Annotated in this window: 14 protein-coding genes; 5 read left to right on the top strand and 9 right to left on the bottom strand. The window is 60.0% G+C overall.

Features of this window, described 5'->3' with window-relative positions:
• Nucleotides 1-36: 36 nt before the first annotated feature.
• The gene (locus AB3226_RS16550; protein WP_367373827.1) at nt 37-609 is read right to left on the bottom strand and encodes a HutD family protein; all 573 of its coding nucleotides are present in this window, start codon (nt 607-609) and stop codon (nt 37-39) included.
• A 23-nt stretch (nt 610-632) separates the two neighbouring features.
• A complete protein-coding gene (gene hutC / locus AB3226_RS16545; protein WP_231669701.1) occupies nt 633-1,301 on the bottom strand; it encodes a histidine utilization repressor in 669 nt (222 codons plus the stop codon).
• Nucleotides 1,302-1,501: 200 nt separating this feature from the next.
• Between hutC and AB3226_RS16540 the strand changes: the two genes are divergently transcribed.
• On the top strand, nt 1,502-2,866 hold the full coding sequence (locus AB3226_RS16540) for a formimidoylglutamate deiminase (RefSeq protein WP_367373826.1): 1,365 nt from the start codon (nt 1,502-1,504) through the stop codon (nt 2,864-2,866).
• Between the two features lie 189 nt (nt 2,867-3,055).
• Here AB3226_RS16540 and AB3226_RS16535 read toward each other — a convergent pair whose 3' ends face one another.
• The gene (locus tag AB3226_RS16535; RefSeq protein ID WP_367373825.1) at nt 3,056-3,625 is read right to left on the bottom strand and encodes a lipocalin family protein; all 570 of its coding nucleotides are present in this window, start codon (nt 3,623-3,625) and stop codon (nt 3,056-3,058) included.
• Between the two features lie 33 nt (nt 3,626-3,658).
• Entirely contained in the window at nt 3,659-3,913 is a 255-nt protein-coding gene (locus AB3226_RS16530) for a hypothetical protein (protein ID WP_008068804.1), read from the bottom strand.
• 279 nt (nt 3,914-4,192) lie between these two features.
• Between AB3226_RS16530 and AB3226_RS16525 the strand changes: the two genes are divergently transcribed.
• The 3 genes from AB3226_RS16525 (at nt 4,193) to AB3226_RS16515 (ending at nt 6,891) form a co-directional block, all read left to right on the top strand.
• Entirely contained in the window at nt 4,193-6,085 is a 1,893-nt protein-coding gene (locus tag AB3226_RS16525) for a methyl-accepting chemotaxis protein (protein WP_367373824.1), read from the top strand.
• A gap of 204 nt (nt 6,086-6,289) precedes the next feature.
• Nucleotides 6,290-6,562: a type II toxin-antitoxin system Phd/YefM family antitoxin gene (locus AB3226_RS16520; RefSeq protein ID WP_367373823.1), complete on the top strand. Its 273-nt coding sequence runs from the start codon at nt 6,290-6,292 to the stop codon at nt 6,560-6,562.
• Nucleotides 6,559-6,891: a type II toxin-antitoxin system RelE/ParE family toxin gene (locus AB3226_RS16515; protein ID WP_367373822.1), complete on the top strand. Its 333-nt coding sequence runs from the start codon at nt 6,559-6,561 to the stop codon at nt 6,889-6,891. The genes AB3226_RS16520 and AB3226_RS16515 overlap by 4 nt, the downstream gene beginning before the upstream one ends.
• Before the next feature lie 12 nt (nt 6,892-6,903).
• Here AB3226_RS16515 and AB3226_RS16510 read toward each other — a convergent pair whose 3' ends face one another.
• The 5 genes from AB3226_RS16510 to AB3226_RS16490 form a co-directional block, all read right to left on the bottom strand.
• Complete coding sequence (locus AB3226_RS16510; RefSeq protein WP_367373821.1) at nt 6,904-7,506, bottom strand: DUF924 family protein; 603 nt, start codon at nt 7,504-7,506, stop codon at nt 6,904-6,906.
• Nucleotides 7,507-7,509: 3 nt separating this feature from the next.
• Entirely contained in the window at nt 7,510-8,520 is a 1,011-nt protein-coding gene (locus AB3226_RS16505) for a class 1 fructose-bisphosphatase (protein WP_038978569.1), read from the bottom strand.
• A gap of 258 nt (nt 8,521-8,778) precedes the next feature.
• The gene (locus AB3226_RS16500; protein ID WP_367373820.1) at nt 8,779-10,146 is read right to left on the bottom strand and encodes a DUF3999 domain-containing protein; all 1,368 of its coding nucleotides are present in this window, start codon (nt 10,144-10,146) and stop codon (nt 8,779-8,781) included.
• Complete coding sequence (locus AB3226_RS16495; RefSeq protein ID WP_367373819.1) at nt 10,143-13,730, bottom strand: DUF2339 domain-containing protein; 3,588 nt, start codon at nt 13,728-13,730, stop codon at nt 10,143-10,145. Before AB3226_RS16495 ends, AB3226_RS16500 begins: the two co-directional genes overlap by 4 nt.
• Before the next feature lie 234 nt (nt 13,731-13,964).
• On the bottom strand, nt 13,965-16,415 hold the full coding sequence (locus tag AB3226_RS16490; protein ID WP_367373818.1) for a glycogen/starch/alpha-glucan phosphorylase: 2,451 nt from the start codon (nt 16,413-16,415) through the stop codon (nt 13,965-13,967).
• Between the two features lie 256 nt (nt 16,416-16,671).
• On the opposite strand from AB3226_RS16490, the gene AB3226_RS16485 reads away from it, so the two are divergent.
• Entirely contained in the window at nt 16,672-17,109 is a 438-nt protein-coding gene (locus AB3226_RS16485; protein WP_030129267.1) for a YkgJ family cysteine cluster protein, read from the top strand.
• Nucleotides 17,110-17,141: the final 32 nt, after the last annotated feature.

Raw genomic sequence — 17,141 nt, 5'->3', positions numbered from 1 at the left:
TGCGCAGCCGAGCGGGAGCAAGCTCCCTCGCCACAGTTAACCGCGTGCGATCAGCTCGATCACACAGCACTGACCCTTGATAGAGATATCCAGCAGCCCGGCGTTACCGTCCAGTTGCAGACAATCATGGCGCCCTAGCTGAGAGGCGTTGTTACCCACCGTCACTTCAAGCTGTTCAGCCACGCTGAACACCAGCACGGTGCCGGCCGAACTGAAAAACCGCTGCTCGCCCTCCAGCCACTGCAACCGCGCGCGGTAACGGTCCGGCGCATAAATCAGGTTGAAATCGCGAATCGGTCCGCCGAGCAATGTGCAAGACACATGACTCTCGCCACTGAAAGCAAACGGGTCCAGCGGTAACAACGGGCGCGTGTCCTGACCGTCGACGCGCAAGGTCATGCCCTCGCCTTGTAGCACGGTGATCACCCGCTCATAGCCGGCAAAGGTGGAAAACCCGCCCGACTCGCCGATGTCGGCAATCGACAGGCGCCAGCCGAAACCCTCAAGGCCTGCACCTCCATCACGGGTGATTTCTTCGGTACTGCCACCGCCGTTTTTCCACGGCATGCGCGGGTAATCGGCCGCGCGTAACACTTTCAACTGGCTCATTAGGGCTCTTTATTTATGGCTCTTTATTTGTGGAACCGTCCTTCCAGACGATGACGGGAACCGGGGTGGATCAAACGGGCGGCGGTCACGGGCTGACGGCCGGACCAAGTGCGGCGACGAATCAGCAGGCAGGGCTCGCCCTTTTCAATCTGCAGCAATTTGCATTCGGACGGCTCGGCGAGAATCGCTTCGACAACGTGCTCGCCTTCAGTCAACGGCGCGACCTGATTCAGATAGGCGTAGGGCGTTTGCAGGGTGAAGTCTTGCTTGAGGTAGTCCGGCGCCACCAGCGCGTTGACGAAACGGTCTTCGATTTGCACCGGAATATCGTTTTCGAAATGCACGATCAGCGAGTGGAAAACTTTCTGGCCTTCGCGCATGTCCAGGGCCACGGCCCGCTCGGAACCGGCGGCCTCTTCTTCAAGGGTGATCACCTTGCAGGTATGGCGATGGCCACGGGAGGCGATCTCGTCGGCGATGTTGTGCACTTCAAACAAGGCAGACTGACTTTTCGGCTCGGCGACGAACGTACCGACACCCTGCATGCGCACCAGCAAGCCATCGGCGGTCATCTCGCGCAGCGCGCGGTTGATGGTCATGCGGCTGAAACCCAGCTGGTTGACCAGCTCGCTTTCCGACGGAACGCGGTAGTGCGGCGGCCAGTTTCCACTGTCGATCTGCTGGGTGATCATCTGTTTCACGCGGGCGTACAAGGGCGCCGGACTGTCGCCCAGATTGGCGCTCAGATTGGCATTCGGCGGCAATGTGGCAGAGGGAGTCGGCACGGTTAATCCTTGTTGATCAGGTAGAAGTTGCTAGCTTGCCGGAGTTTACCGAGCAGGCAAACGTCTGTATATGTATATACAAATAACACACGATGGGGTGCTGAACCATGTCCGCCTTCTTTGCCGAACGCGCGCTGCTGCCTAGTGGATGGGCCAACAATGTACGTCTTGAGGTCAGCGCCGATGGCGTGCTGACCCATATCCAGGCCGATTCTCACGCAGATGACGCCGAACGGCTGAGCGGTCCGCTACTGCCGGGAATGCCGAATTTGCACTCCCATGCCTTCCAGCGGGCCATGGCCGGGTTGGCGGAAGTGGCGGGTAATCCGAATGACAGTTTCTGGACCTGGCGCGATTTGATGTACCGGCTCGTCGGAAAAATCAGCCCGGACCAACTCGGCGTCATCGCCCGTCAGCTGTACATCGAAATGCTCAAGGCCGGTTACACCTCGGTCGCAGAATTTCATTACGTACACCACGACACGAGCGGTCAACCGTACGCAGACCCGGCCGAACTGGCACTGCGCATCAGCCAGGCCGCCAGCTCCGCCGGTATCGGTTTGACCCTGCTGCCCGTGCTCTACAGCCACTCCGGTTTCGGCGGCCAGACCCCGAACGAAGGTCAGCGCCGCTTTATCAACAGCACCGAAAACTACCTGAAACTTCAGTCGCGCTTGCAGCCTATTCTGGCGCAGCAACCGGCCCAGGCCCTGGGTTTGTGTTTCCACTCGTTGCGCGCGGTCACCCCGCAGCAGATCAGTGAAGTGCTGGCGGCCAGCGACAAGCAGTGCCCGGTACACATTCACATCGCCGAACAGCAGAAAGAAGTCGATGACTGCCTGAGCTGGAGCGGTCGCCGCCCGCTGCAATGGCTGTACGAAAACACCGAAGTCGATCAGCGCTGGTGCCTGGTCCACGCGACTCACGCCAACCCGGAAGAAGTCACGCTCATGGCCAAGGGCCGCGCCATCGCCGGCCTGTGCCTGACCACCGAAGCCAACCTCGGCGACGGGATTTTTCCAGCGGTAGACTTCCTGGCGCAGGGTGGGCGCATGGGCATCGGTTCCGACAGCCATGTGTCGTTGAGCGTGGTGGAAGAATTGCGCTGGCTGGAATACGGCCAGCGTCTGCGCGATCAGCGGCGTAATCGTTTGTATGGCGCGGATCAGCCGATGGTCGGCCGCACACTGTACGACGCCGCGCTGGATGGCGGCGCCCAGGCGCTGGGGCAGCCGATTGGTGCCCTGGAAGTCGGCAAGCGTGCGGATTGGTTGGTGCTCGATGGCAACGATCCGTACCTGGCGACGGCCAGTGGCGACGGGATTCTCAATCGTTGGCTGTTTGCCGGTGGTGATCGCCAGGTACGGGATGTGCTGGTCAACGGCCAGTGGGTCGTGCGTGATGGACGGCATGCGGACGAAGAAGAAAGCAACCGAGCCTTCACCCAAGTCCTGCGCGATCTCTTGGGCTGACACAAAAAAAATGTGGGAGCGAGCCTGTGTGGCGAGGGGGCTTGCTCTCGTTGGGGGGCGAAGCGCCCCTAGAACCAGTCACCACGATCTTGAATTTAGAAAGTGGTGACTGGTTTACGACTGCTTCGCAGCCGAACGGGGGCAAGCCCCCTCACCACATAGCCCCACACATCTAATCTTCGTTGCCAATCAGTTCGAGGTCTTGGCCATCTTGGTGTCCGACGTGCGCCAGATCAGCCGCGTCGTGTCATAACCCTGTTGACGCGCCTTGCTCAGCAGTTCTTCGCGCACTACACCATTGACCGTCGGGGTGCGTGACAGCAGCCAGAGGTGACGGCGGCTCGGGTCGCCGACAATCGCGGTCTTGTAATCATCGCTGACGTACAACACCCAGTACTCTCCCTTCGCCACACCGGGTATCAGTCGCGAGAACCAGGTATCGAACTCGACCCACAGCTTGTCGGCCTTGCCGGGCACCTGTGGATAAGCCGTGCCTTTGGCCTCTTCCCATTGCCAGTCCGACGTCAGGCAGCGGTTCAGCACCGCCATGTCACCTTCAGGCTTGAGGCTGTAATGGGCTTCGGATTGCGCGCAGTTGCGCTGAAAATACACCGGCAGACGCGCCAGTTCGTACCAGGTTCCCTGGTAGCGCTTGAGGTTGACCGTGTTGACGGTCTTGGGTGCCAACGGATCTACGCCAGAAGTGGCGCAGCCGGCCAATACCAGGCCGGCAAAAAGAACGATCAGTAACCGCTTCATTATTTTTTTCTCCCGCGGGCGCATAGCCCCGGTTTACTTCAGGCCTTGGCCAGAAAACATCAGCACTTTGTCACCGGCGTACTGCACGCTGATAAAGCTGTTTTTGTCGCCCCAGGTGCAACTGGACATGCCGAGCGCGCCCGAGCAATCGGCAGGTTTGCCCAGCAAGGTTTCAACCTCGGCCTTGGGCATGCCGGTCGACAGCTTCGAGTAATTTTCTTGATTGATCTTGCCGCACGCTGCCAACAACACGCAGAACGAGAGCAAGGCGATAGATCGCAGCGACATGGTGTAACTCCTGGGGCGAAGGGAATGGCATGGCTGCCAAGCTGAAGCTTAGAAGAGAAAACCTCCCTCTGGTTCCCTGAGCATCCGGCTATTTGTTTGGCCACCCGTCAGCCTTTTGTCGATAAATCAGCCACTTTCTCCCGTCGCTGAGTATTTCGTCGGTTTTCGCAGAAGCCGCCTAATCTTTGACGCTGGCCAGTCGACATAGAAGCAGTGCAAAGCCTTCCACTGCGGCAAATTGACACCCTTGTTGATCAGCCCTTCGCGGTAGCTCATTTAATGACCAGAAACATGAAGTTCAGCCACAAAATCCTGTTGGCAGCCGCTCTTGTGGTGGCCGTTGCGTTCGCCTGTTTCATTCTGTTCAACGATTACCGCCAGCGGCAGACCCTGCGCAGCAGTACCGAGTCTTCGATGCAGGAACTCGGCAGCCTGACTACCAGCAACATCCAGACCTGGCTGGAAAGCCGCATCCAGTTGCTGCAATCGCTGTCCCAGCAGATCGCCGTGGACGGCAGCGCCCAGGCCAACCTCAAGCGCGCCATCGACCTGCCGGCCTACACCAGTAACTTCCAGCTGAGCTACTTCGGCGGCACCGATGGCGTGATGTTCTCGGTCCCGGCCGGCAACCGCGCCGCAGACTATGACCCCCGCGTTCGTGGCTGGTACAAGGCGGCCAACAATGCGCAACAGACCATTGTCACCGAACCCTACATCGCGGCCTCGTCGGGCAAACTGGTGATCACCGTTGCCACGCCAGTGAAGTACCAGAATCAAATGATTGGCGTCGCCGGCGCGGATATCGACCTGTCCAGCGTCAGCGCGATCATCAACTTGCTGAATTTCGGCGGTCATGGCCATGCCTTTATCGTCAGCGCCGACGGCAAGATCCTGATCCACCCGGACAGCAAACTGGTGCTCAAGAACCTGGCTGATGCCTACCCCAACGGCGCGCCGAAAATCAGCCCGGGCCTGAAAGAAATCGAACTGGATGGCAAAACCCAATTCATCTCCTTCACTCACGTCAACGGTGTGCCATCGGCAGATTGGTATGTAGCGCTGGTGCTGGATCAGGAAACGGCGTTCTCGATGCTCAGTGAATTCCGCACCTCGGCAATCATTGCCATGATCATCGCCGTGGTGATCATCATCGCGCTGCTGAGCATGTTGATCCGCGTGCTGATGCAACCGCTGCTGACCATGGGCCGCGCCATGCATGACATCGCCGAGGGTGAAGGTGACCTGACCAAGCGCCTGACCATTCACGGCCAGGACGAATTCGGTGCGTTGGGCACCTCGTTCAACCGTTTCGTGGAACGTGTTCATACCTCGATCCGCGAAGTGTCCTCGGCCACCGGCCAGGTCAACGAAGTCGCCTTGCGCGTAGTAGCTGCATCGAACTCATCGATGTTCAACTCCGACCAGCAAGCCTCACGCACCAGCAGCGTGGCTGCAGCCATCAACGAACTGGGTGCCGCCGCCCAGGAAATCGCCCAGAACGCCGCCCTCGCCTCGCAGCATTCGAGCGACGCCCGCGCCTTGGCCGAAGACGGTCAGCAAGTGGTGGATAAAACCATCGCAGCCATGCAGCAGCTGTCGGCAAAAATCAGCGACTCCTGCGGTAACATCGAAACCCTGAACAGCAACACGGTAAACATCGGCCAGATTCTGGAAGTGATCACCAGCATCTCGCAGCAAACCAACCTGCTGGCGCTCAACGCTGCCATCGAAGCAGCCCGTGCCGGTGAAGCCGGCCGTGGTTTTGCCGTGGTCGCGGATGAGGTGCGCAACCTCGCCCACCGCACTCAGGATTCGGCGCAGCAAGTGCAGAAGATGATCGAAGAACTGCAAGTCGGCGCCCGGGAAGCGGTCAGCACCATGACCGACAGCCAGCGCCAGAGCGAAAGCAGCGTCGGCATCGCCAACCAGGCCGGTGAACGCCTGGGCAGCGTGACGCAGCGCATCGGTGAGATCGACGGGATGAACCAGTCGGTGGCCGCCGCGACCGAAGAGCAGACGGCGGTGGTCGAGTCGATCAACGTCGACATCACCGAAATCAACACGCTGAACCAGGAAGGTGTGGAGAACTTGCAGTCGACCTTGCGTGCGTGTGCTGATCTTGAGCAGCAGGCGGCGCGGTTGAAGCAGTTGGTTGGAAGTTTCAGGATCTAAGGCGCTTTCACCGGCCTCATCGCGGGCAAGCCCGCTCCCACAATAATCTTTGGTGGACACAAATTATGTGTTCGACAGATCACTGTGGGAGCGGGCTTGCCCGCGAAGACGGCATCAGCCGCACTGGAGATATGTCGGCTGCCCCTGACGCAGGACTGAATTAAGACTAAACTCAGTCCTATTCAATCTGACGAGGCTCATTCCATGAAGCTTTCATCTCAAATCAAGCCGATCAGTTACCTGAAAAGCCACACTGCGGAAATCGTTAAAACGCTCACCGAGAGCCGTGAACCCTTGGTGATCACCCAAAACGGTGAAGCGAAGCTTGTGGTCATGGATGTGAGAAGCTTTGAAGAGCAAGAAGACACAATGGCTCTTTTAAAGCTCTTGGCAATGGGTAATCGAGAGATTGAGGAGGGCAAGTTTCGGGATGCCGAAGACGTCTTCGCAGAAATGGACAAGGCCGACCATCAATGAGCTTAAAGGTCGTCATTCTTCAGTCCGCCGAAACAGACCTCAAAGAAATTCGTACCTATCTCACCAAACAATTTTCTACACAGACATGGCAAAACACCTACGACAATCTGAAAGCAGCCATCCGTCATTTGGGAAGCCAGCCCTATGCCGGGTCAGTCCCGGAAGAGATTGAGAAGCTCAATCTCAGCCAATATCGACAAACTCTCTCTGGAATGAACCGGATCATTTATGAAGTGCGGGGGCAAACGATCTACGTCCACATCATTGCCGATACGCGGAAAAACCTACCAACATTGCTGATGAAGCGACTGTTACAAGGAAATCCGTGAGTTCACAGCCCATCAGAACCGCGATCCCGGCCCACTCAAAAACTCAACTTCCTCAGCCGTAGATTCGCGCCCCAACACCGCATTGCGATGGGGAAACCGTCCAAACCGCGCAATGATCTTCTGATGCCGCTCGGCATAATCCAGGTTGTCGGCAAACACCGCCCGATCTGCCTCGGGTTGCTGTTCAACCAGATCAAGAAACCGCGAAACCGCTTCGTTTTGCACCGCCAGGTTTTCGCAGTGCTCGAACACCAGATAGATAAACACCCGCTGGATCGGTCGCAGTTGCCGATCGAAATCCGCGGCAATGCCTTGCGCTACCAGTGCCTGAGCCCTGAGGTCGCCTGAAAAGGATTTCGGGGTGTCGCGAAAGATCATTCGTGGCAGTTGATCGAGCAGTAGCACCAGGGCCAGCCAACCTTCAGGGCATTGCACCCATTCGGTCAATCCGCCGGCCAGTGCCTGCTCGACCAGATCCGCGAAACGCATCCGCGCTTCGAGGTCCTGGCTGTCGCGCTTGCCGAACCATAACTTGCCCTTGTCAGCCGATATTTCGTTGGGTGATTCGAAAGATCCGAACCACCAGTCGAGTAACGGCTGCCAGGGCGCGGTCATGTTCTATTCCTTGTGGTAAGCCGTGACGCGGGCAACTTCTTCTTTCGAACCGAGGAACACCGCAACACGCTGGTGCAGGCCTTCTGGCTGGATGTCGAGGATGCGCTGGTGGCCGTCGGTAGACGCGCCGCCCGCCTGTTCCACCAGGAACGACATAGGGTTGGCTTCGTACATCAGGCGCAGTTTGCCCGGCTTCGACGGCTCGCGGCTGTCGCGTGGGTACATGAACAGGCCACCACGGTTCAGGATGCGGTGCACGTCGGCGACCATTGCGGCAACCCAACGCATGTTGTAGTTCTTTTTCAGCGGGCCTTCATCACCTGCCAGCAATTCGCCGACGTAGCGCTGTACCGGTGCTTCCCAGTGACGCTGGTTGGACGCGTTGATGGCAAATTCCTGGGTGGTTTCAGGAATGGTGATGTTTTCGTGGGTCAGTACGAAACTGCCCATTTCACGGTCCAGGGTGAAGCCTTTCACGCCATCGCCCAGGGTCAGGATCAGCATGGTCTGCGGACCGTAGATCGCGTAGCCGGCGGCCACTTGCTGGGTACCTGGCTGCAGGAAGGCCTTTTCATTCAAGGGCTCGTTCTGGGTCAGGTATTCGTTCGGGCAACGCAGTACCGAGAAGATCGTGCCGACCGGCGCGTTGATGTCGATGTTCGACGAACCGTCCAGCGGATCGAATACCAGCAGGTACGCGCCTTTCGGGTATTTGCCCGGGATCTGGTAGGCATTGTCCATTTCCTCGGACGCCATGCCGGCCAGGTGACCGCCCCATTCGTTGGCTTCGAGCAGGATCTCGTTGGAGATCACATCGAGCTTCTTCTGCACTTCGCCCTGGACGTTTTCAGTGCCCATGCTGCCCAGAACGCCACCCAGGGCGCCTTTGGACACGGCGTGGTTGATCTCCTTGCAGGCACGCGCCACCACTTCGATCAGGAAGCGCAGATCGGCAGGAGTGTTGTTGCTGCGGGTCTGCTCAATCAAATAGCGACTCAAGGTAACGCGGGACATGGAAGACTCCGGAATGGGGGGCTAAAAACCCGCGCAGTTTAACGCGAGTCGGGGCGCATTTCCTCCTATCAGACGTGATACGCCCAATAGAGTTCATGCGCGGGGTTGAGCGTAGTTCGAAATGGGGCCGCGATTGGCGGCAGTTTCAATATTTTTGGTGGCCGGAAGGACGCCTTCGCGGGCAAGCCTCGCTCCTACAGATAATCCACCAATCCTGTGGGAGCGAGGCTTGCCCGCGATCTGGCGCGAAGCGCCAGCCTAGGATTTGATTGGTGGTTTGCGCAGCAAGCTGAACGCCATGGCCCCCAAAACCAGCACGCTGAGCAACAGCACCGCCCACAATCCGATTTTCTTCCAGTTCGTGTCCGCGACCGTTGGCACGGTTGCCGCCGTCGTGACCACGACCCCACCCTCCACCGTCGCCTTGCCCAACGCCGCCAGCTTCGCAGCGCTGTAATCCGGAATCAGCGTCGACAATGGCAAGCTCGCTGCCTTCACCGTCGCACTTCCCAGCGCCAGCGTATAAGGCCCGGCCCCGCGCGCCAGGAACACCAGTTGCGTGGAGCGCACGGCAAACCGGACGGTCGGTGCTTCGGCGCCCAGACCTCCGCCGCGCTCATCCACCGTCAGCTTCAATTGCTGCACGGTCTGGCCCGGCAGCTGCAATTCGTTCTGCACCACGTCCTGGCCATTCTGGGTCAAGCGGTAGAGCAAACCGCTGGTCAGCGTTTGCCACGGCAGGCTGGTTTCCCGGCGACCCGACAACGTCACCGGTGCCAGGCTGTTGGGCTGATTCAGCTCGATCTGCAAGCGCTGGACGTTCAATCCCATGGGCAATTGCCAGATGTACTCACCGGCCTTCACGCTGGTGCCAGCCAAAGGCTGCGACCAGACCAACGGCAGCGGCAAGGTGCGAGGGTTGGTGCTTTCCAGTTGCGCCGACGTCAGCACTGGCGCCGATTGCGGTGAACTCCAGAGCAAGCGCAGGTAGCGCGCCGATTGCCCCGGCAGGCCGACTTCATGTTGCTCGACCCGTTCGTCGGCAAACGTCAGACGCGCCACCTGCCCTTCGCCCCACGACTGCCAATGCTGCAAATCGTCGCTGGCTTCGATGCTGAAACGCTGGAAACCGTCGCGATCGCTGGTCCAGTCGAGGATCAATTGCTGCAACGGCGCCTTGATGCGGCTGGCGTCGAGCAACCAACCGCGCAGCTCTTCTTCGCCCGCCTCCAACTGGCTGGACGGCTGCACTTCGATCAACGTGCCGTTGGTGTTCGATTGCACGCGCACACTCGGCGCGCGTTCGGTGGCATCCGCCGAGTTGTACAACGGGAACCACTTCACGTCGTTCAGCGTGCGGTTTTCGCGGGTCTGCGCGGGTTCTCGGGCCAGAGCATAAGCCTGAGGTTCACCGGCAGCGTTGAACACGCGCAGATCGCTGAGATCGGTTTGCCGCGCCTTCAGTTGCACGCCCAAGGGCAATTCCAGGCGATACCACGGGCCCTCGCCACTCACCGACAACGGCACCTGCGCGGCAAAGTCTGCCGGTTTTTCCTGCGCGCCGGCCGACAGCGTCACACCCAGCACCACAGCCCCCCACAAGCCCAAATTCAGCTTCTGACTCAAGACGACACTCCTTCGGTTTCAGGGGCCGGTTTTTCAACATCCGGCACAGCCTCGGCGCGCTTGGGTGGCAACGGGGCGAAATAGCCCACCACCAACAGCAACACGCCAACGCCGATAAACGACACGATCCGCGCCAGCCCGCCGCGGTTACTCAATTCAACGAAGAACAGCTTGGCGACCACCAGCGCAATCAGCGCCGCGCCGATCAGCCAGACTTCGCGGCGATGACGCAGATGCCCACCGATCATCAGACTCAGGGCCATCAGGGTCCAGACGATGGACAAGCCGGCCTGCACCAACATCGACCCAAGCAGCAGATCCAGCGCGAACGGCACGCCACCCCAATGGTGAGCCGCGCGCATCACCAGCGCGGTGAAGAAGACGAACAGCGAAACACCGGCAATCACTTGCGTGGCGTTATCGGCGTAATCCTTGCGGATCGCCAGCTGCGTCACGGCGCTGCGAGACCAGACGTAAACGCCGAACAAAGCAAACAACAGGCCCAGCTCCAGCGGGTTGATCAGCGGCACATACGGAAGTGGCTCGGCGGCGCCGTCACTGGCAATGTTCGCCAGCCAGAACCAGCCGAGCATCAACAAGGCCAACGGCGCAGCGGCATAGACCCGGTACTCGCGGGGATACTCCGATACCGGCCACGGCCACGCACGTGGCGCGGCCATCAGCACCAGATAAAGGCTCGGCAGAATCGCCCAGCCCAACCAGCGCCAGGCGTTGTACTGCTCCGACAACAGCAGCAGACCGTAACGCAGCTCCAGCGCCAGCACGCCGATCAACAACCAGCAGCCGAACACATGGGCGGTGCTCAGGGCTGTTGCGGGCAACGTCGGCGCCAAACGCCGCAGCGAGATGAAATGCACGACGAACACCGCAGTCCAAACCAGCCAGCCGAAGTTGGCGGCCGGGTGATAACGCGAATGCCAGGCCGCGAGCAGCACCAGACCCGCAGCGGGAATCAGCAAGGTGCAGAGCAAGCCCAGCGACGACCACTTCAGGCGCAGTGCCAATACCGTCCACAGCGCGACACTCACGGCGGCGACGGCCAGCAACAAAGTAGCTTGTAGATTCAACGGCGCAAAGCGCAGCACTTCGCTGACCCATGCCAGCGCCCACCAACCCGCGCCCCACACCAGCAACACTTCGGACAAGCGCTGCAGGCTCAACCCATCGAAAGCCGAAGCATGGTTGCCGAGCTGCAAACGCCAGGCCCCGACGAAGGCAGCCAGCCCCAGCACCAGCGGCGTCCAGAAACCGCTATGCGCCAGCGGCCGCAACCCTTCGCTGAGCAGCGCACCGAGCAGATCTGGCCCGGCGAACAGGAACGCAGCGCCGCCGATCACCTGCAACAGCAGACCAAAAACAAAACTCACACGCTGCTTCAGGTACAGGCTCAACCAGATGATGAACAAACCACTGGCGGCCCACACCGCACTCGCGGTTTGCCATGGCAACACGAACAGCACGGCGAGGTTGATCAGCACCAGACCGGCCAGCAACACCACTGACAAGCCGCGCAGCAGACGCACGTCACTGCGCACCATTTCGTCGCGGGCCGCGAGCAACATTCCGCCGATCAACGCCAGCCCGATCAGGGACGCGCTGAGCAAACCGCTCCAGCCGGCGCTGAACACCGCAGCAGACTCACCACCCGCCCCTTGCAGCCGCAACAGGAACAACGCACCGCCGAGCAGTTGCACGGCGAACGCGGTGAACAGGAACGTCCTCGATTGCAGGCGCAAGCCGACGAACAGCGTCGCCAACCCGGCCAGCGCCCAACTGATCGCCGTGCCGTGGGTGAAGAAGAACAGCGGCGCCAGCAGATAAAGGAACGTCAGCCCCAGGCAGGCCAATACCGGCAGCCCTTGGCGTTCCCACTTTGAGGCCTGTTCGGGCAATGCTTTGCGTAATTGGTAGAAGCTGAACAGCAGCGCCACACCGAGCATCAACGCCCCCAGCGGCGCGCCCTCGAGCAGGCTGCTCTCGCCGGTCCGCAGTTCACTGAGAAAGGCCAGTGCCGAGCCCAGTTGCAGCAGCAAGGCAAAGGCTCGCGCCAGCGGTCGTTGTTGACGCAGGCCGAGCCAGAAAATCCCCGCGCCTTCCACCGCCCAGGCGGCTGCGGTCCAACGCGCGTCGAGCCCCAAGGGAATCGCCAGGCTGGCGAAGATCACGCCAAGTGCCAGACAGGTTTCCGCCAACAACAGCGCTCGGCCGCCCATCAGCAACCGGGCCAGCCCCATGTAAATCATGCCCAGTGCCAAGGCGCTGAAAGCCGCGGCAAATTCAAGATGCTCCACCAGCGCGAACTGCAAACCGAAACCCACCAGCGGTGGCGCGAACAGCATCGTGCCGTCAACGTAATCGCCCTTGCGCGCTGACCAGTGCAGCAGTGCTTCGCGGCTATCGTCCTCGGGCGCGTCGCTCATTTCCAGCAGCTTGCGCCGAGCAAACAACAAACCGATGGCCAGGTACATCAGGAAAAACAGAATCAGGAACGGCTCGGTACTCCACAGCAATTCCGGTGTATAGGAACGCAGACCCCAGGCCAACCCGATGCCGAAGGTGCCGACAAAACCGATCAGGTTGAGCAACCGCCAGGCCTTGAACCACGCGATGGCGAGGATGCCGGCGTTGAGCAGGGCAAAGTAGCTGAACAACGCGACATGGTTGCCAGCGCCGGTGGAGGTCAGGATCGGCGCGGCGAAACCGCCTAGCGCGGCAGCGGCGGCCAAGCCTAATGCGTTCTGGGTAATGGCGAGAATCGCCGAGAACACTGTTACCACCACCAGCAGTCCCAACGCAGCCGTGGGGTCGAGCAATGGATGCAGGCGCATCGCGGCAAATACCGTCAGGTACAACACCGCAATCCCGGTGCCTTGCAGCATCAGCGCGTAATTGCTGTTGCGCAGGCGCAGCAACCAGCCCAGCGCGAGCAAGCCCAAGGCCGCCGCCGCGACACCGGCATAACGCAACTCGACCGGCACCACCATGCCTTCAGTGGCGTAGCGCAACAGGAAGGCCAGGCCGAGAAACAAGAGCACCACGCCGACCCGCAGCACGGTATTGCCACCGAACAACCAGTTGCGCGCGCCGCTGATGGCGCGCTCGATGAAGTTCGGGCCGCGAGGCGCCGCCGGTTGCTGGGGTTCACGAGCAACCGGATCGGGTTTCCAGGCATCAGCGGGCGGCGGACGACTGGCGTCGGTGGCAGCAGCTGTGATGGGTTCGAGTTCAGGCGGCAGCTCCCAGATCAATTCCGGGGTGGCGACAGGGGCTTGCTCAAGAATGATTTCAGGGGATGGAACCGGTTCGCTGGCCGCAGGTTCACTGGCTTCAGGTGTTTTGACGCCCGACACTTCCAGCAATGCCAATCGCTGCTCGACCGCATTCAGCGCAACCTGCGCCTGATCGAGCAAGCGCCGCTGTTCGGCGGTTTGAGTATTCAAGCGGCTGATGCGGATTGCCTGACCGATACCCAGCCCGAGTAAAGCGCCCAACAGCGCATCGCTGAACGACTCGTCGAGTAGCCAGCCCAGCACCAGCCCAATCAGCATGAAAATCCATTGCATGGTCGATATCCCTAAGCGGCCCATTGCCTTGTGGCGCCTGCACGGACGTCATCGCGGGCAAGCCACGCTCCCACAGGATTTACATGAGCCGTAAGGACGACATATGACCTGTGGGAGCGTGGCTTGCCCGCGATTGACCGCGCAGCGGTCACAGAAACATCCGGCAAAACTGGTGCTTAGTATATCGGTCCGGCCCAACAACCGTCGGACCTGACTCGCAATTATTGCTAAAAGTTACTCCAACGCCTTCCAGATGTCCGTAGCGTACTCGCGAATGGTCCGGTCGGACGAGAACCAACCCATCCGCGCACTGCTCAATACCGCCGAACGCCACCATTCTTTCGAGTCGTGCCAGTGAGCCTCGACGCGCATCTGAGCGTTCCAGTAGGAATCGAAATCGGCGCAGACCAGGAAGCGGTCGTAGTCCACCAGCGAATCGATCAGCGTGGTGTAACGGGACGGATCGTCCGGTGAGAACACCCCGCCGCGAATCGCTTGCAGCACGTCATTGAGTCGATGGGAGGCGGCAATGTCCGGCGCCGCGCTGAACTCATGGTTGAGCTTGCGCGCTTCCACTTGCTCGGCGCTGAGGCCGAAGATGAACATGTGTTCGGCACCGATGCGCTCGCACATCTCCACGTTGGCCCCATCCAGGGTGCCGATGGTCAGAGCGCCATTGAGGCCGAATTTCATATTGCTGGTGCCCGAGGCTTCGAAGCCTGCGGTGGAAATCTGCTCCGACAAGTCCGCCGCCGGAATGATGCTTTCGGCCAGGCTGACGTTGTAATTGGGCAAGAACACCACTTTGAGCAAACCACGTACGGTCGGGTCATTGTTGACCACCCGGGCGATGTCGTTGGTCAGCTTGATGATCAGCTTGGCCTGGTGATAACTGGCCGCCGCTTTGCCGGCGAAGATTTTCACCCGCGGCACCCAGTCGATTTCCGGCTCGGCACGAATCGCCTGATACAGCGCGACGGTGTGCAGCAGGTTGAGCAACTGACGTTTGTATTCGTGGATCCGCTTGACCTGCACGTCGAACATCGCCGCCGGGTTGATCGCGATCCCCAACCGTTCATGAATCAGGTACGCCAGGGCTTTCTTGCTGTGCAACCGCTGTTCGGCGAACTGTTTGCGAAATTCAGTCTTCTCGGCAAACGGTTCCAGCCCTATGAGGCGTTCTTCGGGGTTATCCAGCAGATCCGGGCCGAGGGCGTCGACCATCATCGAGGTCAACTCGGGGTTGGCTTGATAGAGCCAGCGGCGGAAGGTGATGCCGTTGGTCTTGTTGTTGATCCGCTCCGGATAGAGTTTATGCAGTTCGGAGAACACCGTGCTGCGCATCAACTGCGTGTGCAGGCCGGACACGCCGTTGACGCTGTGAGAACCAAGGAATGCCAGGTTGCCCATGCGCACGCGGCGACCGTTGTCTTCCTCGATCAGCGACACCGCACGCAACACGTCGAAATCGTGAACGCCCTTGGCCCGCAATGAGTCGATGTGCTGGGCGTTGATCAAATAAATGATCTGCATGTGCCGTGGCAGCATCCGCTCCATCAAACCGACCGGCCAGGTTTCCAGCGCTTCCGGCAACAGCGTGTGGTTGGTGTACGACAGCGTGTCGACGGTGACCTGCCATGCCGCATCCCACGCCACGTCATAAACGTCGACCAACTGACGCATCAACTCGGCCACGGCAATCGAGGGGTGAGTGTCGTTGAGTTGAATGGCCGCGTGATCGCCCAGGGTCAGCACCGAGGTGTGCATGTTGCGATGGCGGCGCAGCAAATCCTGCAGGGACGCGGCGACGAAGAAGTATTCCTGGCGCAGGCGCAGTTCCTGGCCGGCCTCGGTGCTGTCCGCCGGGTAGAGCACGCGGGAGATACTTTCGGCCCGGGCCACTTCGGCGACCGCACCCAAGTGGTCACCAGCATTGAAGCGTTCCAGGTGCAACTCTTCCATGGCCCGGGCACGCCACAGTCGCAGCGTGTTGACACTCGCGCCGCGCCAACCGACCACCGGGGTGTCATAGGCAATCGCCCGCACGGTTTCCGCCGGGGACCAGACTTGCCTGGATTTGCCGTTTTCATCGGTCACCGTTTCGACACTGCCGCCGAAGCCGATCGGATAGGCGACCTCCGGCCGTTCAAACTCCCACGGGTTACCGAAATCCAGCCAGTGTTCGGTCTGCTCCTGCTGCCAACCGTCGACGATGGCCTGACGGAACAAACCGTGTTCGTAACGAATGCCGTAACCATGGCCGGCGATGCCCAGGGTCGACATGCTTTCCATGAAGCACGCCGCCAGACGCCCGAGGCCTCCGTTGCCCAGTGCAGCATCGGGTTCCAGCAGACGGATGCGTTCCATGTCGACGCCAAGTTCGGTCATGGCCTCGCGGGCCACATCGAGCAGGCCGAGGTTGCTCAGGCTGTCGTAGAGCAAGCGGCCAATCAGGAATTCAAGGGAGAGGTAATAGACCCGTTTCTGGCCTTTGCGGTAGATCTGCCGGGTGTGATCCATCCAGTGCTCGACCATGTGATCGCGCGCCGCCAGGGCGATGGCTTCGAACCAGTCGTGGTCGAAGGCGTGATCCGGGTCTTTGCCCACCGCGTAGGTAAGCTTGGTCAAGACGGCGTCGCGGAATGCGGCCACCTCTGCTTCGCGAACAAGTGGTTCTTGAGTCATCGATAGGACCTCGAGCGAGCGTGAAGTTGTCTGAGCCTAGTCGGTCTGACAGACCATTGAGACTCTGGTTCGGCAGTTTTTCCCGTTAGTGCGAGATAGGTCGACATTACGGTGTCGCGTGCCAGAAACAATGCAGGGGCCGTGCCGGACACAGGGGTTATTTTGCGCCATGCGAAAAAATCTGGCGAAAGGTTGTTCAAAAATCCACCAGTCCCGGTATGATCGCGCGCCCTGATGCACACGCTGGTAACAACCGATGATGAAGCCCAACCTGATCGCCGCCGCGGAGATCGATCGCCTCGATACCTGGGCCAAGTACTCTGCCCCGATGTGCGGTTCCTGCGTGTCCAGCTGTTGCACCTTGCCGGTCGAGGTCAAGATCAAGGATCTGATCCGTATCGGCATCGTCGATGAGTTCGAGCGTGGCGATCCGCCGAAGAACATCGCCAAGCGTTTGCAGAAGGAAGGGATCGTCGAGCGCTATAACCAGAAGTCCGAGATCTTCACCCTTCAGCGCATGAGCAACAACGATTGCCTGTACCTGGATCGTAAGAGCCGTCTGTGCACTATTTATGATAAGCGTCCGGACACCTGCCGCAACCACCCGAAGATCGGACCGCGACCGGGGTATTGCGCGTACAAGCCCAAAGAAGTGGTGCGCGAGAGCAATCCGCGGACGCTGGACAAGTTCTGATCCAGAATCCCGTTGTCTGACGGGACCTCATC

It is taken from the genome of Pseudomonas lini (genome assembly GCF_964063345.1).
In the GTDB taxonomy this organism is placed as follows: domain Bacteria; phylum Pseudomonadota; class Gammaproteobacteria; order Pseudomonadales; family Pseudomonadaceae; genus Aquipseudomonas; species Aquipseudomonas lini_B.
This window is presented reverse-complemented; position numbering and strand designations above follow the sequence as displayed.